This window comes from Microbulbifer flavimaris, assembly GCF_001641755.2.
GTDB classification, from domain to species: Bacteria; Pseudomonadota; Gammaproteobacteria; order Pseudomonadales; family Cellvibrionaceae; genus Microbulbifer; species Microbulbifer flavimaris.
Genome location: NZ_LRFG02000006.1, coordinates 46,287 through 66,451, shown reverse-complemented (window position 1 = coordinate 66,451; position 20,165 = coordinate 46,287). Strand labels below are relative to the sequence as shown.

Sequence of the window (20,165 nt, the reverse complement as noted above, 5' to 3'; positions counted from 1 at the left end):
GGTTATTGGCTGACTTCTTCTACATCCGCCTGGCTTTTCAGCAGCTGCTGCACCGCTGCCAGTTCAGAAGTGCCGGCCATGGAAGCAAGCTGCTGCATGAGGGCCTCACGCTGCTCCTTGCTCTGGCGGTCGAGCTGGCCCGGACGGACCTCCCGCAGCGCCAGCACCACCTGATCACCCGCCTCAGTGGCGAAGGTGGTTATCCGACTGTCGCGGCCTTCAGGCGCCGGCAGCTCAAAGGCTTGCTCAACAACCTCGCCACGCTGACCGAAGCCACCCCGACGGGTAGCGTCGCTTTTCTCAAGTGTCAGGTCTCTCTGCTCCGCCAATGTGTCAAAGTCAGTGCCGGCTTTTAATTCGCCCTGCAGAGACTGCGCCGCTTCTGCCAACTGCGCACTGGCCTTGTCGCGCTTGAGACGCTCTGCGATCTGCTCGCGAACCTCTGCCAGCGGATAAGTACCCTCGGACTTGTGTTCAATGACACGCAGCACCACCGAGTGCTCATTGCTCAGGTTCAGGACATCGGAGGTATTACCATCCAGCATCACCTCCGGCGCAAAAGCCGCCTCGATAACCGAGTTGTTGGACGCGATACCTTCGCCACCATTGCGATCGAAAAGCTCTGAGGTCTGCACCGTTACACCCAGCTCCTCGGCGGGGTCAGCGAGAGTCTCGGCGTTGTACGCCAGATCCGCCAGCCGCGACAGGGCGCCGACAAATTCACGCTCAGCCTCTGCACTTTGCAGCTGCTGACGAATTGCCCCTGCGCGCTCTTCAAAAGTCGGCGGCTCGGCCCCGGAAACCTCGAGAAGCTTGATAAAGTGCGTCCCACTCTCAGTCTCAACCGGCTCTGATACCTGCCCTACCTCCAGCGCCGAGAGGGCTTCCTCAAACGCTTCCGGGAACACATCTCCGGAGGTGAATCCCAGGTCCCCGCCATCTTCACGGGAACCGAAATCATCGGAATAGCTTTTTGCCAGCTCGGCAAAATCTTCACCGGCAGCCAGCTTGGACTGAATTTCCTCAATCTGTGCAGATGTTGGCTCTTCGAGGAGAATATGCGCGGCTCGACGACGCTCACTCGCCGCGAAGTTCTTCACTTCCTGCTCGTACTGGGCACGGACATCCTGGTCGGCAACATCGATATTTGCCGCGAACATTTCCGGCTTCAGCTCGATATACTCGATCGCCACCTGCTCCGGACGCGCGAATGCATTCTGGTTTTCGTCGTAGTACTGCTGGATTTCCTCGTCGGAGACCTGCACGTCGGCAAGCAGGGGCTCTACCGGCAGAACAACGTAATCAAAGTCACGCTCCTCCATGGAGATCGCAACCACATCTTCTGCAGTGGCACGGGTGGTGAAGGCGCTATCCGTGACGGCATCAGCGTACTGCTGCAAGATCAGGTCACGCTCCATGATCTGGCGGAAACCAGCCGGAGTGAAACGATTCTGCGCCAGCCACATGCGAAAGGTCTGTGGATCAAACTGGCCATTCACCTGAAAACCGGGGATCTGCACAATCTCTCGATCGACTGCGGCAGTACTCATTGCCATACCGCCGTCCTCAGCCGCCTGCCGCATCACTGCACTGTTGACCAGTTGCTGTAATACCGGGCCGCGAAGCTGCTCATCGCTCAGCAGATCAGCGGGTACATTTTCCCCGTATTGATTCATGATCATGGCGCGGCGGTTCTGGATCGCGCGTTGCAGATCCAGGTTGGTAATCTTTTCTCCGTTGACTTCCGCCACCGCGTCAGCAGAGCCGCCGCTGGCCCCGGTGAAGAAATCGATACCGCCAATCACCATAATGAAACCAAAAAAGGCCGCAACGATAATGGCCGCCGTGCCCTTGAGGTTGTCTCGCATGGACTGAAGCATGCTCAGCTCCGAAATTTAACTCTAATCAGAAACAAAAAAGGCGCATCCAATCGATACGCCTCCTTGAAGCTTTAACTGCAAACAGTTAAATGCTTCTTAATTTACCGCGTCTTTCAGGGCTTTGCCGGCCTTGAAATTCGGAATCTTGGCGGCAGCGATTTCGATCGGGTCGCCGGTGCGCGGGTTGCGGCCAGTACGGGCAGCGCGCTCTTTAACGGCAAAAGTGCCGAAGCCCACCAGAGCAACCTGATCGCCTTTTTTCAGGGCGTCAGTGATGCTGTCTACCATTGCGTCCAGAGCGCGGCCGGCAGCTGCTTTCGGAATATCTGCAGATTCGGCAATCGCTTCAATCAGTTCGGACTTATTCACGCTTAATCCCTCTGTTCTTTTCTAGGTATGTTTTGGCGCCCGCCTTGGACACCTGTGCGTTCGAGTCTTGAGTCACCGGCAATTTTCGCGCCGGCCAATAAGCCACGTTTTATACCAACTGCCCGATAGCGGGTCAAGGAACGACGCGGGTTTCAGGGCAGTTGGACGTTTTTGCAGCAACCTTTTGGCAACCGCAGACTACTTTTTGATCTTTGCAAGAAAAGGGCCACCCTGAGGTGGCCCTTGGGACTGGTCAGTGGGTGTGCACCGATCGCTGGGATCGCTCTTCAGCCTGCTTTTGCAACGCCGAGTACTCCTCGTCTGAGAGTGACTCTGGTTTGTGCTCCAGGGCGTACTCCAGCACCTGGTCGATCCACTTGACCGGCTTGATGACGAGATCCTGCTGAATATTCTCGGGAATATCACGCAGGTCCCGCTCGTTGTCCGCTGGAATCAAGACAGTCTTGATACCACCGCGATGTGCTGCCAGCAGCTTCTCCTTGAGGCCACCGATTCGCAGCACCTCGCCACGAAGTGTGATTTCCCCAGTCATGGCCACATCCGCCCTGACCGGGATATTGGTCAGTACCGAGGCGAGCGCGGTGCACATGGCAATACCCGCGGACGGACCATCTTTCGGTGTCGCCCCTTCCGGAACGTGAATGTGAATGTCCCGACTTTCATTGAAATCGGGCCCGATGCCCAGTATCTGGGAACGGGCGCGCACCACCGTCAGGGCAGCCTGAATGGACTCCTGCATCACGTCACCGAGGGAACCGGTCTTGATGACCCGGCCTTTACCCGGCACCGCAGAAGCTTCGATGGTGAGCAGCTCACCGCCGACCTCGGTCCAGGCGAGACCGGTAACCTGACCGATCTTGTTGTCTTCCTCGGCACGGCCGTAGTCGAATTTGCGCACCCCGAGCAGGTCTTCCAGCTGTTTGGGTTCAATCACTGCCTTTTTACTGCTGGCATCCCGCACGTGCTCGGTCACCACTTTACGACAGATCTTGGCGATTTCACGATCCAGTCCGCGGACACCCGCCTCACGGGTGTAAAAGCGCACGATGTCGCGTACGGTTTCGTCCTTGAGAACCAGCTCATTGTCCTTGAGGCCATTGGCCTTGCGCTGCTTCGGTATCAGGTAGCGCTGGGCGATATTCACCTTCTCGTCCTCGGTGTAGCCGGGGATGCGAATAACTTCCATGCGGTCCAGCAGCGGGCCAGGGATGTTCATGGAGTTTGAAGTACAAACGAACATAACATCCGAAAGGTCGTAATCCACTTCCAGGTAATGATCGTTGAAGCTCTTGTTCTGCTCCGGGTCCAGCACTTCCAGCAGCGCCGATGCCGGATCACCGCGGTGATCCATACCCATCTTGTCCACCTCGTCGAGGAGGAAGAGCGGGTTTTTCACCCCGACTTTGGAAATTTTCTGAATCAGCTTACCGGGCAGTGAACCGATATAGGTGCGACGGTGGCCGCGAATTTCTGCCTCATCGCGCACACCGCCAAGTGCCATGCGCACGTACTTGCGGTTGGTCGCCCGGGCAATGGACTGCCCCAAAGACGTTTTACCCACCCCCGGCGGACCCACCAGGCAAAGAATCGGGCCTTTCACTTTCTTGACCCGCTTCTGCACGGCGAGATATTCGAGAATGCGCTCCTTCACTTCCTCAAGACCGTAGTGATCTTTCTCGAGAATCTCCTCTGCCTTCTTCAGGTCATGGCGCACGCGGCTAGCTTTTTTCCACGGCACACTCAGCATCCAGTCAATATAACTACGCAGTACAGAGGCTTCCGCCGACATCGGCGACATCATCTTCAGCTTGGCCAGCTCAGCGCGGGTTTTCTTTTCTGCCTCGGCGCTCATGCCGGATTCGGCAATCTTTTTCTCGAGTTCCTCGACCTCATTGGGCTCTTCGGTAATATCACCCAGCTCTTTCTGAATGGCCTTCATCTGCTCATTCAGGTAGTACTCCCGCTGGCTTTTCTCCATCTGCTTCTTCACGCGGCCGCGAATACGCTTTTCCACCTGAATCAGGTCAATCTCCGAATCCATCAGGCCTAGCAACTGCTCGAGGCGCTCTTTCACGCTCACGGTTTCGAGAAGTTCCTGCTTTTGCGGAAGCTCCAGCGACATATGGGCAGCAATGGTATCTGCCAGCCGACCCGGCTCATCGATGCCCGACAGCGAGGTGATCACCTCGTTGGGCACCTTCTTGCTGACAGAGACATACTGCTCAAACTGCGACATGGCAGAGCGTACCAGTGCCTCCGCTTCAGCCTCGGGTAATTCTTCGCTCTCCATCTCTTCCACAGTGGCGCGGTAATGTCCCTCGCCTTCAATAACGTCGAGCACTTTTACTCGCCGGCTGCCCTCCACGAGCACTTTGACAGTGCCATCGGGAAGCTTCAGGAGCTGAAGCACACTGGCAACCGTGCCCACGCGATAGATATCGTCCTTACCCGGGTCATCTTCCGAGGCTTGCCGTTGTGCGACCAGCAACACCTGCTTGTCGTCACGCATCGCCTCCTCGAGTGCATCAATGGACTTTTCCCTGCCGACAAACAGCGGGATAACCATATGCGGGTAGACGACCACATCTCGCAGCGGCAGCAGCGGATACTCTTGTTTGGTGTCGGATTGCTGATCCATAGAATTCCTCTCGGCCCGATCACTGGGGTACTGTGGCGCGACATTGTGACGACGGATATTCAATCCCACCGTCGGGGACACCACCTCTTCAAAAGCAAAGATGGGGGGTGGCTGCTGGAATACAAGTCTAATCTAAGCGCGATTGGCTGCCGACTAAGAAATTTCCTCTTCAAGCGCCAGCGCAATCCACTTTGCTTACACCAGATGTTACCGCTATCAGCCTGGATCGGATCGGATTGCGGACACAAAAAAGCCCCTTTCGGGGCTTTTCGACGCTTGGGCCTGTCGCCGGCTTATTCTTCCGGCGCCGCCTTCTGCTGAGGGGACTCATTGCTGGCATAGACCAGTAATGGCGCTGACTCGCCTTTGATGACCGCTTCGTCGATCACCACCTTGGACACGTTGTCCATGGATGGAATGTCGTACATGGTTTCCAGCAGCACTGATTCCATAATAGATCGCAGGCCGCGGGCGCCGGTCTTGCGCTCCATAGCCTTGGCTGCGACAGCATCCAGGGCGTCCGGGCGGAAGTCCAGCTCCACGCCCTCCATCTCGAACAACTTGCCGTACTGCTTGGTCAGGGCGTTCTTCGGCTCGGTCAGGATCTGCACCAGTGCTTCCCGGTCCAGCTCTTCCAGGGTTGCCGTCACCGGCAGGCGTCCGACGAACTCGGGAATCAGGCCATAGCGCACCAGGTCCTCCGGCTCGAGATCGAGCAAAATTTCACCGAAGTTGCTGTTGCTGTCCTTGGACTTCACCTCGGCACTGAACCCGATGCCGCCCTTCTCGGAGCGGTCACGGATAACCTTATCCAGGCCGGCAAAGGCGCCGCCACAGATAAACAGGATATTGCCGGTATCCACCTGCAGGAACTCCTGCTGCGGATGCTTGCGCCCGCCCTGCGGCGGCACGGAAGCGACGGTGCCCTCAATCAGCTTCAACAGCGCCTGCTGCACACCCTCACCGGAAACATCGCGGGTGATGGACGGGTTGTCAGACTTGCGGGAAATCTTGTCGATCTCATCGATGTAGACGATGCCCTGCTGGGCTTTTTCCACATCGTAATCGCACTTCTGCAGCAGTTTCTGGATGATGTTCTCAACATCCTCACCCACGTACCCCGCCTCGGTCAGGGTGGTTGCGTCGGCGATGGTGAAAGGTACATTGAGCAGACGCGCCAGAGTCTCAGCCAGCAACGTCTTACCGCTACCGGTGGGGCCCACCAGCAGGATATTGGACTTGCTCAGCTCTACTTCGTCCTTGCTCTTGACTCCGCTTTTGGTGCGCAGGCGCTTGTAGTGGTTGTATACCGCCACTGCCAGCACACGCTTGGCGCGCTCTTGACCAATCACGTACTGGTCGAGAATCTCGGTGATCTCCTTTGGCGTCGGGAGGCGACCCTCCTGACCCTCGGACGACTCCTGAACTTCCTCGCGGATAATATCGGTGCAAAGCTCGACACACTCGTCGCAGATGAACACGGACGGGCCGGCGATCAGCTTGCGTACTTCCTGCTGGCTTTTGCCACAGAAGGAACAGTACAGCAGCTTGCCGTTGTCTTCTCCGCTGTTCTGGTCGGTCATCAATCTACTCCGTGGTCTGCGGCCCGCCGTCAACCGGCTGCCCTTTAGTCTTCTCTAGCAAGATGCTGCCTTTTGGCGGCTTTTTCAAGCCCTTTGTTGCGGCCATTTGCCCGGGCCGCAACGTGTACGCCAAAACCGAGGAAAGTCATCCTCAATGACGGGCCTGACCGGTCAATCGGTCTCATATTCTCTATCGGTCTAGTACCTGACGACGGGAAAGCACGTCATCCACCAGACCATACTCTTTCGCCTCATCGGCATTCAAAAAGTGATCACGCTCGGTGTCCCGCTCGATATCACTGATATCGCGACCGGTGTGATGGGCCATCAACTCGTTCAGGCGCTTGCGGATCTTGAGGATCTCCTGAGCGTGAATATGGATGTCGCTGGCCTGGCCCTGGGCGCCACCGCTGGGCTGATGGATCATGACCCGGGAGTTCGGGGTTGCGTAACGCTTGCCCTCGGCACCGGCGGCCAACAGGAAGGCCCCCATGCTGGCGGCCTGGCCAATACACATGGTGCTGACGTTCGGTTTGATGAACTGCATGGTGTCGTAGATGGACATCCCTGCGGTCACCGAACCACCCGGAGAGTTGATATACAGGTGAATGTCCTTGTCAGGATTCTCTGCTTCGAGGAACAGCAATTGGGCAACCACCAGGTTGGCCATGTGATCCTCTACCGGCCCAACCAGAAAAATTACGCGCTCCTTGAGCAGGCGCGAGTAAATATCGAATGAGCGCTCACCGCGCGCAGTCTGTTCTACCACCATTGGCACCAGGCCGGTGGCTTGCGGATCGATCGAGTGCAGGGAATTATCAAAACGTGCCATAAATACCGTAGATTCCTTTTTGTGGCGTATCAGGTTGTGGCGTACCAGGCGAGGCGCCCGGATCGAGCAGATCGGGACTGAAATTTGGGACTTTCTGAGCTTAACCGGTCGAAGGCGAGAAAGCCAGCCGGTACAGGAAGGAGGGAAAGGGATCGGCGACTGCGGGGTGCAGCCGCCGATTTTCAGAGCGTCAGCCTTGCTGCTGCGGCTTGATCACATCGTCGTAGGAGCTCTCAACTTCCTTGACCTTGGCACTGTCGAGAACAAAGTCGACAACCTGGTCTTCCAGAACGACGGACTCAACACCTGAGAGCAGCTCACGGTTACTGTAGTAGTACTCTACAACCTCTTCCGGCTGCTGGTAGGTGGAAGCCAGCTCCTCAACCTTGGCCTTGACGCGGTCAGCGTCGACGTCGAGTTTGTTTTGCTTGACGATTTCGCCAACCACCAGACCGAGTACGACCCGGCGCTTGGCCTGGTCTTCGAACATTGCGTCAGGCAGCATTTTCTCGGCGTCTTCCGGTTTGATCTGGCCACCGAACTGCTGAACCATCTGGCCGCGGAGGGTGCTGACCTCACCGGCGACCAGCGCAGCGGGAATCTCAACCTCATGCTTCTCGAACAGCTGGTCCATGACCTGGGTCTTGACCTTGTTCAGAGCGGCATTCTTCAGCTCGCGCCCCATGTTGTTCCGCACTTCTTCGCGGAACTTCTCTTCACCGCCCTCTTCAACGCCATAGGCTTTGAAGAACTCTTCGTCCAGGGCCGGCAGCTCGGGCTTTTCGGAGGATTTCACCTTGATGGTAAAAGTCGCTTCTTTGCCCTTCAGGTTTTCTGCCTGGTAATCCTCAGGGAAAGTCACCTGAATGTCCTGCTCCTCACCCGGCTTCATACCCAGAATGCCGTCTTCGAAGCCCGGGATCATCTGGCCGGAACCCAGTACCAGCTGCTGGTCCTCGGCCTTGCCGCCCTCGAACTCCTCGCCGTCGACACGGCCGACGAAGTCGATGGTAACGCGGTCACCTTTCTGCGCCTTGCGCTTGGTGTCTTTCCAGGTGGACTGCTGCTTGCGCAGCACATCGATCATGTTGTCGACGTCTTTATCAGTCACTTCTGCCACCGGGCGCTCGACTTCGATCTCAGCGAGATCGCTCAGCTCAACTTCCGGGTAGACCTCGAAAGTGGCAACGTACTCCAGGTTCTTACCCGGAGCGGTTTCTTTGGCCTCGATGCTCGGCTGGCCAGCTGGCTTCACCTGCTCTTTCTGCACGGCTTCGTAGAAGGAGCGGCTCATCACCTCACCCAGGACTTCCTGGCGAACACCGGCGCCGAAACGCTGGCGAACAACCTTCATCGGGACCTTGCCCTTACGGAAACCGTTCAGGCGAACGTTCTTGGCCGCCTGCTGGAGACGCTTGTCTACTTCTTGATCGACGACCTCCGCCGGCAAGTTAACCGTTAGGCGACGCTCCAGGCCGGAAGTTGTTTCGATGGAAACCTGCATGTTAATCCTCGTGAGACTTTCTCTTATTCACGCCGCGGCGCTATCTGCCGCGCCGCTCTGACTGCGCCGGAGCGCCAACGCCTGTATCCGGTCGCCCGTTGCGGGGAAGAACCACACCCGGTACGGGGCAGCTCCAACCATTCGCAAACAAACCGGCTGACACCAAATACAAACAGCCCGTACCTCACCGATTGCGGCGGGTTTTACGGGCTGCTCAATTCCTTAATTTGGTGGGGACGGGGAGACTTGAACTCCCACACCTTGCGGCACCAGAACCTAAATCTGGCGTGTCTACCAATTCCACCACGTCCCCGAACCTGTACCCCGACGCTAACTCCTTGATATTTATGCACTTTAATGCAAAAACACCCGGTCCCGGCGACGAGGGCAGCAGATTGTGCCACAGCCGCCGGGGTGCTTCAACAAGTTGCCGGGTACTCGGTGCCTGGAGCGGGGTGCGTCGGCGCGCCGGCCTAAAGCAAAGAGGACACCCGCAGGTGTCCTCTCCAATATTGGTCGTGCCCGAATCCGACCGGGGAAGCTTCCCGCCCCGGTCAGACCGGTCAGACGCGCTCGACGATGGTGGTAATGCCCTGGCCCAGGCCGATGCACATCGTGGACACACCCAGGTCCCCGCCCTCGTTCTGCATCACCGACAACAGGGTGCCGGTGATGCGCACGCCGGAGCAGCCGAACGGATGGCCAAGCGCAATGGCGCCGCCGTACAGGTTCACCTTCTGGTCCATGGCATCCAGCAGGTTCAGGTCCTTGAGCACCGGCAGGGCCTGTGCAGCAAAGGCCTCATTGAGCTCAACCTTATCGATATCTTCGATGGTGAGACCCGCATTCTTGAGCGCCTTCTGGGTAGAGGGCACCGGGCCGTATCCCATGATCGACGGATCCACGCCCGCCAATGCCATCTCACGCACCTTGGCAATCGGCTCCAGGCCCAGGGCCTTGGCCCGCTCTGCTGACATTACCAGCATCACAGAGGCGCCATCGGTAATCTGGGAGGAAGTACCAGCTGTCACCTGGCCATGCTTCGGATCGAAAGCCGGCTTCAACTGCGCCAGGCCCTCGACAGTGGTGTCGGGACGGATGGTCTGGTCAGTCTCAACCAGGAAAGGCACACCCTTGTCGTCGTGCCCCTCGATGGCGATGATTTCCTTGTTGAACTTGCCCTCCTTGGTCGCTGCGGCCGCATGCTGGTGCGAGCGAGCACCGAACTCATCCATTTGCTGGCGCTGGATACCGTGCATCATCGCGAGGTATTCAGCAGTCATACCCATGGAACCCGCAGCCTTGGCCATATGGCGACCCAGCATCGGGTTGGGGCTCACATGCTCCATCATGTTGAGATGGCCCATGTGCTCAACGCCACCCACCACGTACACATCACCGACACCGGCACGAATATTCGCCGCTGCAGTGTGCAGGGAGGACATGGAGGAGCCGCACAGGCGGTTCACGGTCTGGGCGGGAATGGTGTGGGGCAGGCCTGCGCGCAACACGATAAAGCGAGCCACATTGAAGCCTTGCTCATCACGCTGCATCACACAGCCCCAAATCAGGTCGTCGATCTCGGCCGGATCAAGCTTATCGTTGCGCTGAAGGAATTTTTTCAGCAGCTCTGCCGACATGTCATCAGCGCGCACGTGGCGGTAAACACCATTTTTGGAGCGCCCCATGGCCGTGCGGGCGTAGTCGACAATTACGGCGTCTCTGGGATTCAAACTCATCGAAATTCTCCTTGATAGTCGCCGCCAGCCCTCTGCTTATCAGGCTGGCCCGACACAGAATGTGTCAGCGCGGCCGCAGCCGCGGGAGCGGGTCAGGCACCGCCCTCCCCGCATATTTTCGCCCCCGGTGACCCACCAGCGGGCCGGTCGGAGGCGAGGACTCGGTTAATAGTAGGTTTTGCCCTCGGCAGCCATCTTGCGCATCTGCTCGGTGGGCTTGTACAGCTCACCCAGTTCCGCGTACTTGTCTGCCATCTTCACAAACTGGTCCATACCGACCTTGTCCAGCCAGGCGAAGATACCGCCGCGGAACGGCGGGAAGCCGATACCGTAGACCAGAGCCATGTCCGCCTCAGCCGGCGAGTCGACGATCCCCTCTTCAAGGCAGCGGGCCAGCTCGGTCGCCATCGGCACCATCATGCGCTCGATAATCTCGTCCTTCTCAAACTCGCGGCGCTCGGCCACGTGAGGCTTGAGCAGCTCGTAAGCTTCCTCAGTGGCAGCTTTTTTCGGCCGCCCCTTCTTGTCTTCCTCGTAGTTGTAGAAGCCCTTGCCGTTTTTCTGGCCGTAGCGCTCTGCCTCGTACATCACATCGGAAGCCGCCTTGAAGGATTTACCCATTCGCTCCGGGAAACCTTCGGCCATCACTTTCTCAGCGTGCACACCGGTATCGATACCGACCACATCCATCAGGTAAGCCGGACCCATTGGCCAGCCCCAGCGCTCCATGACCTTGTCCACTTCCTGGAAGTCCGCACCGTCGCGGACCAGCATGGAAAAGCCGGCGAAATACGGGAACAATACACGGTTCACCAGGAACCCGGGGCAGTCGCGCACGACGATGGGCTTCTTGCCCATTTTGTTTGCGTAAGCGACTACACGGGCTACCGCGTTATCGGAAGTCTTCTCGCCTCGAATCACCTCCACCAGCGGCATCTTGTGCACCGGGTTGAAGAAGTGCATGCCGAGGAAGTTTTCCGGGCGCTTGAGTGGCTCCGCCAGGGTGTCAATGGAAATGGTCGAGGTGTTGGAGGCGATTATCGTATCCTCGCTCACCTTGTCTTCCACTTCGGTCAGCACAGAGTGCTTGACCTTCTTGTTCTCGACCACGGCTTCGACGACGACGTCGATATCACCGAAACCTTCATAGCTCAGCGTCGGATCGATCCGGTTCAGGGTTTCCCCCATTTTCTCCGGCGTCATACGGCCACGATTCACCAGTTTGGCCAGCAGCTTGTTCGCTTCCTTCAGGCCCAGGTCGATGCCCTTCTGGTCGATATCCTTCATCTTGATCGGCGTGCCCTTATAGGCCGACTGGTAGGCGATACCGCCACCCATAATGCCGGCACCAAGCACCGCGGCTCGCTCGATCTTCTTGTCCGCTTTCTTTTCCCAGGACTTGGCTACCTTGCCAATCTTCTGGTCGTTCAGGAACAGGCCAACCAGTGACTTGGCTGTGTCAGTCTGCGCGCACTCGATAAACTGCTGCTGTTCGATTTTCAGCGCCTCATCGCGCCCGACCTTATACCCTTGCTCCATGGAGGTAACAGCGGCAATCGGTGATGGGTAGTGTTTACCCGCCTGTGCACCGACAAACGCCTTGGTGGTAAAGAAGGCCATCAGCGCTTCGGTATCGTTGAGCGGAATCGGGGACTTCTTGATGTCGCGACGTGCCTTGTAATCCAGCTCGCCGTCGATGGCGCGCTGCAGCAGGCTCAGTGCCGCATCCTTCAGGTTGTCATTGGGTACAACCGCGTCCACGGCGTGATTGGTGAGGGCGCTGTCAGCTTTCTGCTCTTTGCCCGCGGCGATCCACTCCGCCGCCACATCAACACCAACGATGCGCGGCAGTCGCACGGTGCCGCCCCAACCCGGAATCAGGCCGAGCTTCACTTCCGGCAGACCGACCTTGGCCTTTTCGCCCATCACCCGGTAATCACAACCGAGGCAGACTTCAAAGCCACCGCCGAGTGCATAACCATTGATGGCGACGACACTGGGGACAGGAAGGTCCTCGAGGCGATTGATATTTTCGTTGTTTTTGTTCATCAGGTCCGCCACACCCTCGGCACCGGCGGAGAAAGCGTCGCCGAATTCGGTGATGTCGGCGCCGACAATGAAGACGTCCTTGCCACTGGTGAGCAGCACACCCTTGACACCGTCCGCGGCCTCGATCGCATCCAGCGCCTCGGAAAATTCGGAAACGGTAAGTCGGTTAAACTTGTTAACGGACTCATCCTTCAGGTCGAAATTGAGTTCGGCGATGCCGTTGTCCAGCATCTGCACCGTTAGCGCTTTGCCACTAAATAACATTGAATGACCTCTTTTTCTCTGGGCAGAAATGCCCGGGGTCGGAGTTGTTTTCACCACTGACCTCACCTGATCCCGGCGAAGATGCGGATGCTGCCTTGGCAGGCCCCGCCTGGTGGTGCTGCTTCTGGCCGGCATCACCGGCCCCATTCGCTCCCGGCGAATAAACCGCTTCGGCCCGCCGGGCCCCACCACCCGGTTTCGGGGTGACGAAACCACCTCAGGCGGTCAGCAATTCCCTAGTATAGCCAGATTCAAACGTCTGTTTGAATACCATTTCTTACAAATCGGATGGCGGCGCGCGCACCAGCGCTCAATTATTGATCGCAATGGGATAGGAAGGGGCACGCGACCGCAACAGTCTATACGCTGACGGCAGCAGGCATCACAGGCCTGGCGCGCCCATTGCCTTAATTGCCCGGAGGTAGGCCAACGATCAAACCGTCACTGGCGCACTGGCGCTCACGAGCACGCAGTCCACCTCTCCGGGATTGCGGAAACGGTGGGGCCGACGACTGCTGAAAAAATAAGCGTCCCCGGGGCCAAGAAGCGACACTTCACCACCAACTGTGACCTCCAGGTGGCCGGAGACTATGATGCCGCCCTCCTCCCCGTCACCGGACTGGAGCTCGGGACCGCTGCATTCTCCGGGGGGATATACCGTGTACCGAATCGACAACCCCTGGCTGGCTTCCGGTGCGCCCAGTAGCCGACATTCAACATTGCCACAGCCCGCCTCGGGCAGCTCATCTGCGCGGAAGAACACCTGCGGACTGGTATCGAATTTCAGGTTGAAGAATTCGGCGAGAGACATGGGGATGCCGTCGAGCACTTTTTTCAGCGAACCGACGGAGGGGCTGACTCGCCCCTGCTCGATCAGGGAGATAGTGGCATGGGTGACATCCGCCCGCTGGGCGAGCTGACGCTGGGACCAGCCATGCCATTTGCGCAAAGCTCTGAGCCGCTCGCCGACGTCGTTGCCAACCTTCCGGTCGTCGGAGTTTTGCTCTGGTGGCCGCGGCACCGAATCCTTGCCTGCCATTGTGCCTCCCCAATCCTGAGAAGCGTACAGTCTACGCGAAGCGCCCGGGCCAGGGAACGTGCCCGGGCGCTGCGATCAGACCATATCGTCGAAGGGGTTGTCCGAGGGCAGATTTACCTGGGGGTATCCGGGCAGCGCTACCTGCTGATCCGACAGCTCAATCTCTTCCTCGTTGACCAGGCCCTCGCCGAAGCGGTAGATGGCATTTAGGTCACCGCGCTTGACCTGGGCATCGTAGCCGAGGGCACGCTCGCGAACTTTTTCGTTCAGCGAAGCATGGGCACTCAGAGCGCGCTCACCGTGACGCTTGGCCAGCATGCGGCGCACGACATGAGGGGAGAACACGCTGGCGGTGGCGTTGTTGCCACCAAAGCCCTTGGAATTGAGGAATGCTACATCCAGGGATTCCGGATCCCGCTCGCGATGCTCCAGGGCAATATCCAGGTACTCGTGACGCACATCCTCAGCAATGCGATCAACGGTGGTAATGCCCGGCAGAATACCGCGATCGAAAATTCCCAGGCTGGTGATCAGCTGATCGCCACTGGCCGCAGCTACGGTGTGGCCCAGATATGCCTTCACCGCACAAATCGGCCAGTTTTCGATGCCGAAGGCACCGGCTAGCCGATCGAAAATCGCGGATTCTGTCACCCGGTTCTGTGGTGTACTGGACCCGTGCGCCTGCACAAAACTTCTCTGGCGCAGGCTCTCTTCACCCAGGATCGCCCGGGTCTCCGACATCGCCCGGGCAACCGTAAGGTAATTGCCCGGACCCGGTGCGGAAATTGATTTCTTGGTGCCGTCCGCATTCACGAAAACATTGGCAACAGCGCCGTGAATGCTGGCACCCAGCTCCAGCGCCAGCGCATCGTCCATCAGGATCGCCCACTGGGTACCCTCACCGAGGGTAAATCCGCAGTTTTCCCCAAAGGGCCGACTGGCCCGCCGGAAGTCAATTTCTCCCGGGAACAGTTTGCGCAGCCCGTCAATGTTGGCCAGCGCACCCATCGTGGTGTAGCCGTCCACCACTTCGGGAACGAGCGGGGCCTCGGCTGCGCCCACGACCGCAACCCGAGCGCGGCCGCAGCGGATATCCTCGACCGCCGCGCGCAGGTTATACAGATAGGTGGCGCAGGCACCCGCCACTGCACCGGTAGTGCCCACACTGCCGAGCACATAGGCGTTGACGAAGTCCGCCGGCATGCTGGTCAGGCCCAGGGCGAGCTGCTTGGAGCTGACCCGGTTTCCCCGCAAGCGCGACTGCAGTAAGCCACCGTTGCCATAGGGGTCGAGCTGGCTCATGGCCGAACTGGCGTAAACAGAAATATTGTCCGGCCCCGCGGCCGAGACGACCGCATCCCAATCCAGCCCCAGTGACTGCACTGCGTCCGAGGCGCCGAGAATGGCCAGCTGCAGGCCGCGGGGATGGAAGCGGGAGTTGTAATGATCACCGGGCTCAAATCCGGTGGGCAGCTGGGCGGCGGACGCGACGGCAATCTCCCGATAACTATCGAGCATCACCGACAGCTCGGTGCAACGCACCCGCACACGCCCTTCTCCCAGCGACTCCACATCCCAACCCTCGGGCAGAGGATCGGGCAGCTGACGCACGGCCATTTCAAAGGTCATGCCGCCGGTATTGCTCAGATCAGCGGGCTGGTGGAAGTGACATTTGCGGTAATCGTAGAAACGCTTTTCGAGCTCCCGCACCAGAGTGGAGTCCAGCACCTTGCGCTCCATCGCTTCATCCATTGGCGCATCCACTTCGGCAGCGCCGCGCAGCCCCATGAGGGATGCCAGATCCGCCAGGACATCGCCCCGCTCCGCACTGCCGAGCTTGTCCAGCACCAGGCGCTTGTATCCGCGGTGAAAAGAGCTGCGTCCGGCGGGATTGAAGCCGCCAAAAGCGGTGATAACGGGAAGGCGCTGCATCCTGTCCTCCAGCATAAGCTGATAAAAAATCGACCAAATTTGAGCAGAAGTCAGTTTAGGGGGTGGCGATTCGGCCGGGTTATGGACATACTGGCCAGCAAAATTGATTTTCTGGCCATTCGGGCCCCGAGGTGTGGAGAAGTCATGCGCACAGTCACCTTTTTCCTGATCGACGAGATGCTGACCACGGGCACTGTGCTTCCCCTGGAGATGCTGCGCGGCGCCGAGAGCCGCGCGCGGGTAGAGGGACAAAAAGAGCCCCTGCGGCTCGTGACCGCGAGCCTGGATGGCAAGGCCGTTTCGACCCGCTCCGGCTTTCCCCTGCAGCCGGACGTGCCCCTCAGCGAGGCACCGGACAGCGACATCATCTACCTGCCCGCTTTATGGCGAAACCCGCGCCCCGCCCTGCGGAAGAGCGGTGCACTGCTGCAATGGCTGCGGCAGCAGGCGGAAAAGGGAGCGGCCATCAGCGCCGTGGGGACCGGCGTCTGCTTTCTGGCGGAGGCCGGCCTGCTGGACGGCAAGCCTGCCACCACCCACTGGCACTATTTCGAGCGATTCAGTCGCGACTATCCCCAGGTGAAGCTGAAGCGGCAGTACTTTATCACCCAGGCGGACAAGCTGTTCTGTGCCGCCAGCGTCAATTCACTGGCAGACGTCACTGTTTACCTGATCCGCCAGCTCTACGGCGCCTCAGTGGCCAGCCTTGTCGAGCGTAACTTTTCCCACGAAATCCGCCGTCCCTTCGAGGAAATCGCCTATTCAGAGGGCGCCGTGCACCTGCACCCCGACGAAGAAATCGTCGAGGCACAGACTTGGCTGCGGGAGCACTGTGCCGAGGAAGTGCGCCTGAGCGAAGTGGCCAAACAATTTGAGATGAGCGTGCGCTCGTTCAATCGGCGCTTCAAGCTGGCCACCGGCCAGACACCCCTGCAGTACCTGCAGAATGTGCGAGTGGATATGGCGCGGGAGCTGTTGCAGTCCAGTAACCTGTCCGTGAACGAGATTGCTGAAAAGGTGGGTTACCAGGATATGGGCCACTTCACAGCCCTGTTTAAAAAGTTTCTCTCAACAACGCCTAGCGAGTATCGCACGACCGTGCGCGCCAAGTTATTTCGCGTCAACACCTGACTTTTGCAGAAATACCAAATCGGGCCCGGCCAGTTCCAGCCTGGCCCCGAGGTGTTTCGCGAGCCAGCGAAAAGTATCATCACTGAAAAAGCAGATATGCGTGGGATCGCGAATATAGTGCCAGCCGGCAAAGCGCTCCGGAGACATCACCCGCTTGGTCATCACCGCCAGCAGCCCGCCCGGACGCAGTAACGCCCAGAGAGCCTCCAGCTCAACTCCTGGCGCGGCCAGGTGCTCCACCACTTCCGTTGTCACGATAAAGTCGTAGTCGCGCCGCAGGGCCGATTTTTCTGCCGCGTAAAATGGGTCGTAAAGCCACACCCTGTGGCCAGCATCTTCCAGCATCTGCGCCAGAAGTGGCGCGGGGCCACAGCCAAAGTCGAGCCCCTCGGAGACCGCTGGCAGCCGTTGCAACAGCGGCTCGGCACAGCGATTCAGGAAGCGGCGATAACCACTATCGGCAAGATCGTTCTCGTGCAGGTCGTAAAAAGCCCGCTCCTGCTCGGCAGAGAGGTGAAACTGTGCAGGAACGAAAACCAGCGCGCAGTGAGCGCACTGGAGATAATCACGGGATTGGTCGTGGTGATAGGGCTGTGCCGCCGGGTGGCGGCACAGCGGACAGAGCACAGACAAATCAGGCTGCTTCAGATTCGGAACCAGCCGCGGATTTTGCCTCCTCCGACTTACCGTGTTGCAGCAGGTTGCCCTCGCTGATTTCGATTTTGCGCGGCTTCATCGCTTCCGGGATTTCGCGGACCAGCTCAATGTGTAGCAGGCCGTTCGCGAGCTGGGCATCCGTTACTTTTACGTGATCTGCCAGCTGGAAACGCCGCTCGAAATTGCGGGCAGCAATTCCACGGTGGAGGAAATTGCGCTGCTCGGTTTCCTCAGGCTTTTTACCCGCGACGGTCAAGCGGTTTTGCTCAACCTGAATATCGAGTTCAGACTGTTCGAACCCTGCCACTGCCATGGTGATGCGGTAGCTGTCCTCACCGGTCAGCTCAATATTGTAGGGCGGATACGCCGGTTGATTCTGTTCACTGCTGGTCATGGTATCCAGCAAGCTGGCCATACGGTCAAAGCCGATGGCGGAACGGTACAGGGGAGAAAAATCAAAGTTACGCATTGTCATATCCTCAATTCAGAGCAATATTCATAATTTGCCCGTCCGAAGACCGGGCCCGATGGGGAGGCACCTCTTCAGAGCCTGCCTCCCGTACAATCTAGATAGGGGTCGCGGGGAGGTTTTCAAGGGCCTTGGGGAAAGAAAAAGGATTACATATGGCGAAGCACTGGCAGGGTGAAGCAGATGCGGGGCCGCGACTGTTTATCGGTATCCGCCCCACTGCCGACACCCAGGTCTTTCTTGACAGCCTTGTCAGCCACTGCCGACAGCAGCTGGGACAGAGCGCCGAGCGCGGGGTGCGCTGGACCAGTGAGGCCAACCGACATTTGACCCTGGCGTTCCTCGGCGAAACCCCGCTCCAGCTGGTGCCAGCCATCGAGGCCGGAATCCTGGAGATCGCAGACCGGGCCCGCCCCTGCCAGGCTCGGGCTGTCGCTCTTCAGCCCTTCCCCCGCAGCCGATCAAAATTGCTGGCCGCGGAACTGCTTCCGAATCCCCAGCTGGACCGACTGCACCAGCTGTGTCGGGAGCTGATGTTCCGCCTCGGCCTGGAGCCGGAAGGCGCAGCCTATCGCCCGCACTTTACCCTGGGGCGAAACCGCCGGGGCTTCTCGCGATTCGAGCCGCTGGTGCTCGACCGGGTCGTGGAACTGAACAACATCGCGCTCTACGAGAGCCGCCTGGCGCCGGGCGGCAGCCAGTACCACCCCCTGCTCGAGGCCGAGCTGTCAGGCACTGCATCGGATCACAACACCAACACACCCTAGCCAGCCAACTCCACCCCAAAAGCCGCACACAAAAAAGCCCGCCGGAGCGGGCCTTGATTGCACCTGACCACGAGAATATTGGTAATCAGGGCTCGGTGCTCTCCAGCGCCTCCAGGGCGTACTGTGGGTACATGACCAGGCGCGGCCGGGACAGGCGCCGCGCATCGAAGATAAAGACATAGGGCACGCCGGCATCATCTGCCGGGATCGTGCGACGGAACTTCCAGGTATTGATCTCGTAGGTCTGACGACCGGCCTCCACCGGCGCCACCAGGCGGTACTGGTTATGGCCCAGGAATTCAAACGGCACGGACTCACCGCGAGTGGGCTCCAGCTCCAGATAGCGGAAGGTATGCTTGCCCTCGTCGCCATCCGCCAGCAGTTTCTGCAGTCGCTGCCGCTCCCGGCGGACATAGTCGAGAAGCTCAGGATCCACCTCTCGCTTCGGCTCGGCCAGCGCCTCGCTCTCACTGTCGACACCCGCCTCACCTGCGCCGGCTTGGGCCACCGAGGGGGCCGGGACCTCTGGTTTGCTGACAGGCGGTGCTGCCCTGGCCACTGCGGCCTCACGCCGCTCTTTCTCCGCCTTCGCCAGCAGAGCGGCGACCAGGTTTTCGATTTTCTCTTTCTGCTGCTCGATGAGACGATTGCTGGCAGTAATGGCCTCGCGAATCTCCTGCAGCTGGCCATTGAGTTCATCGTAATTGGACTGGATAAACTCCACTCGACGAGTGCGACTGTCTACCCCCCGTTCAGCCATGGCGAAGCCGTGCTCGGCTTTGCGCAGCTGGCGCTCGGTATCGCTACTCGTATTGAGCTGATGATCGCGCTTGGCCTGCTGAAGTTCGCGTCGACTGACCTCGTACTTGCGACGGGCCTTCTCCAGGGATTCCTGGGCACGCTCCAGCTTGTAATCGTAAGACAGGAGTTCGTTCTCGATGTCCTCGATTTCAACCTGACGGTTCTCCTGAGACTGCTCCATGCGGGCCAGCCTGTTTTTCTCCGCCGTCAGTGAAGCCTGGGATTGCCCCACTACCGACTGCGCTCCCGCCACCAAAAGGCCCGCCAGAATCAGCGAGCAGTACCGCGATACCGCCATATGAAAGAACCTATTACCTGGATTCATTGAGTTCCATAGAACAGAAGTGCCCAGCCTGTTTTTTAAGCGCTGATGGCCTCATCCGTATTGTGCATGCGATTTTACGCAGACACCGACAGGCGGGCAATGACCCAAAAGGACAACGAAGTTCACAGATTTATGTGCCCATAGTCGCCAGTTGGTCCGCGGTCG

At 58.9% G+C, this 20,165-nt stretch carries 15 protein-coding genes and 1 tRNA gene; 2 read left to right on the top strand and 14 right to left on the bottom strand.

Annotation, left to right across the window (positions count from 1 at the left end; translation table 11 throughout):
• Positions 1-2: 2 nt before the first annotated feature.
• The 11 genes from AWR36_RS14595 to AWR36_RS14545 form a co-directional block, all read right to left on the bottom strand.
• Positions 3-1,880, bottom strand: coding sequence for a SurA N-terminal domain-containing protein (locus AWR36_RS14595; protein WP_067086579.1), 1,878 nt, complete (start codon positions 1,878-1,880; stop codon positions 3-5).
• Positions 1,881-1,976: 96 nt separating this feature from the next.
• The gene (locus AWR36_RS14590) at positions 1,977-2,249 is read right to left on the bottom strand and encodes an HU family DNA-binding protein (protein WP_067086576.1); all 273 of its coding nucleotides are present in this window, start codon (positions 2,247-2,249) and stop codon (positions 1,977-1,979) included.
• A gap of 253 nt (positions 2,250-2,502) precedes the next feature.
• Positions 2,503-4,908, bottom strand: coding sequence for an endopeptidase La (gene lon / locus AWR36_RS14585; protein ID WP_067086575.1), 2,406 nt, complete (start codon positions 4,906-4,908; stop codon positions 2,503-2,505).
• Between the two features lie 293 nt (positions 4,909-5,201).
• On the bottom strand, positions 5,202-6,491 hold the full coding sequence (gene clpX, locus AWR36_RS14580) for an ATP-dependent Clp protease ATP-binding subunit ClpX (RefSeq protein WP_067086572.1): 1,290 nt from the start codon (positions 6,489-6,491) through the stop codon (positions 5,202-5,204).
• 190 nt (positions 6,492-6,681) lie between these two features.
• On the bottom strand, positions 6,682-7,323 hold the full coding sequence (gene clpP, locus AWR36_RS14575) for an ATP-dependent Clp endopeptidase proteolytic subunit ClpP (RefSeq protein ID WP_067086568.1): 642 nt from the start codon (positions 7,321-7,323) through the stop codon (positions 6,682-6,684).
• Between the two features lie 190 nt (positions 7,324-7,513).
• A complete protein-coding gene (gene tig, locus AWR36_RS14570; protein ID WP_067086564.1) occupies positions 7,514-8,827 on the bottom strand; it encodes a trigger factor in 1,314 nt (437 codons plus the stop codon).
• A gap of 228 nt (positions 8,828-9,055) precedes the next feature.
• Positions 9,056-9,140, bottom strand: a tRNA-Leu gene (locus AWR36_RS14565).
• 250 nt (positions 9,141-9,390) lie between these two features.
• Positions 9,391-10,566, bottom strand: a complete 1,176-nt coding sequence (gene fadA / locus AWR36_RS14560; RefSeq protein WP_067086560.1) for an acetyl-CoA C-acyltransferase FadA — start codon at positions 10,564-10,566, stop codon at positions 9,391-9,393.
• Positions 10,567-10,731: 165 nt separating this feature from the next.
• On the bottom strand, positions 10,732-12,879 hold the full coding sequence (gene fadB / locus AWR36_RS14555; RefSeq protein ID WP_067086557.1) for a fatty acid oxidation complex subunit alpha FadB: 2,148 nt from the start codon (positions 12,877-12,879) through the stop codon (positions 10,732-10,734).
• A 433-nt stretch (positions 12,880-13,312) separates the two neighbouring features.
• A complete protein-coding gene (locus AWR36_RS14550; protein WP_067086553.1) occupies positions 13,313-13,918 on the bottom strand; it encodes a cupin domain-containing protein in 606 nt (201 codons plus the stop codon).
• Between the two features lie 75 nt (positions 13,919-13,993).
• Positions 13,994-15,850 (bottom strand): beta-ketoacyl synthase, encoded by a 1,857-nt coding sequence (locus AWR36_RS14545; protein ID WP_067086773.1) that lies wholly within the window; start codon positions 15,848-15,850, stop codon positions 13,994-13,996.
• A gap of 144 nt (positions 15,851-15,994) precedes the next feature.
• On the opposite strand from AWR36_RS14545, the gene AWR36_RS14540 reads away from it, so the two are divergent.
• Positions 15,995-16,981 (top strand): GlxA family transcriptional regulator, encoded by a 987-nt coding sequence (locus tag AWR36_RS14540; RefSeq protein ID WP_067086769.1) that lies wholly within the window; start codon positions 15,995-15,997, stop codon positions 16,979-16,981.
• Here AWR36_RS14540 and AWR36_RS14535 read toward each other — a convergent pair.
• Together AWR36_RS14535 and AWR36_RS14530 are read right to left on the bottom strand one after the other, a co-directional pair.
• The gene (locus tag AWR36_RS14535; protein WP_332835517.1) at positions 16,961-17,608 is read right to left on the bottom strand and encodes a class I SAM-dependent methyltransferase; all 648 of its coding nucleotides are present in this window, start codon (positions 17,606-17,608) and stop codon (positions 16,961-16,963) included. The genes AWR36_RS14540 and AWR36_RS14535 overlap by 21 nt on opposite strands.
• A gap of 7 nt (positions 17,609-17,615) precedes the next feature.
• The gene (locus tag AWR36_RS14530) at positions 17,616-18,107 is read right to left on the bottom strand and encodes an Hsp20 family protein (protein WP_067086544.1); all 492 of its coding nucleotides are present in this window, start codon (positions 18,105-18,107) and stop codon (positions 17,616-17,618) included.
• Positions 18,108-18,262: 155 nt separating this feature from the next.
• Here AWR36_RS14530 and thpR point away from each other — a divergent pair, with 155 nt between their 5' ends.
• Positions 18,263-18,874 carry an RNA 2',3'-cyclic phosphodiesterase gene (gene thpR, locus AWR36_RS14525; RefSeq protein WP_067086541.1) on the top strand — a complete coding sequence of 204 codons (612 nt, stop codon included), beginning with the start codon at positions 18,263-18,265 and terminating at the stop codon, positions 18,872-18,874.
• Between the two features lie 85 nt (positions 18,875-18,959).
• On the opposite strand, the gene AWR36_RS14520 is transcribed toward thpR, so the two are convergent.
• Positions 18,960-19,973: a hypothetical protein gene (locus AWR36_RS14520; protein WP_067086538.1), complete on the bottom strand. Its 1,014-nt coding sequence runs from the start codon at positions 19,971-19,973 to the stop codon at positions 18,960-18,962.
• Positions 19,974-20,165: the final 192 nt, after the last annotated feature.

What these genes read in the sequence shown, in the direction of transcription:
- AWR36_RS14595 (WP_067086579.1), bottom strand. Translation starts at nt 1,880, where the DNA reads ATGCTTCAGTCCATGCGAGACAACCTCAAGGGCACGGCGGCCATTATC.
- lon (WP_067086575.1), bottom strand. Translation starts at nt 4,908, where the DNA reads ATGGATCAGCAATCCGACACCAAACAAGAGTATCCGCTGCTGCCGCTG.
- clpX (WP_067086572.1), bottom strand. Translation starts at nt 6,491, where the DNA reads ATGACCGACCAGAACAGCGGAGAAGACAACGGCAAGCTGCTGTACTGT.
- clpP (WP_067086568.1), bottom strand. Translation starts at nt 7,323, where the DNA reads ATGGCACGTTTTGATAATTCCCTGCACTCGATCGATCCGCAAGCCACC.
- tig (WP_067086564.1), bottom strand. Translation starts at nt 8,827, where the DNA reads ATGCAGGTTTCCATCGAAACAACTTCCGGCCTGGAGCGTCGCCTAACG.
- fadA (WP_067086560.1), bottom strand. Translation starts at nt 10,566, where the DNA reads ATGAGTTTGAATCCCAGAGACGCCGTAATTGTCGACTACGCCCGCACG.
- fadB (WP_067086557.1), bottom strand. Translation starts at nt 12,879, where the DNA reads ATGTTATTTAGTGGCAAAGCGCTAACGGTGCAGATGCTGGACAACGGC.
- AWR36_RS14550 (WP_067086553.1), bottom strand. Translation starts at nt 13,918, where the DNA reads ATGGCAGGCAAGGATTCGGTGCCGCGGCCACCAGAGCAAAACTCCGAC.
- AWR36_RS14545 (WP_067086773.1), bottom strand. Translation starts at nt 15,850, where the DNA reads ATGCAGCGCCTTCCCGTTATCACCGCTTTTGGCGGCTTCAATCCCGCC.
- AWR36_RS14540 (WP_067086769.1), top strand. Translation starts at nt 15,995, where the DNA reads ATGCGCACAGTCACCTTTTTCCTGATCGACGAGATGCTGACCACGGGC.
- AWR36_RS14530 (WP_067086544.1), bottom strand. Translation starts at nt 18,107, where the DNA reads ATGCGTAACTTTGATTTTTCTCCCCTGTACCGTTCCGCCATCGGCTTT.
- thpR (WP_067086541.1), top strand. Translation starts at nt 18,263, where the DNA reads ATGGCGAAGCACTGGCAGGGTGAAGCAGATGCGGGGCCGCGACTGTTT.
- AWR36_RS14520 (WP_067086538.1), bottom strand. Translation starts at nt 19,973, where the DNA reads ATGGCGGTATCGCGGTACTGCTCGCTGATTCTGGCGGGCCTTTTGGTG.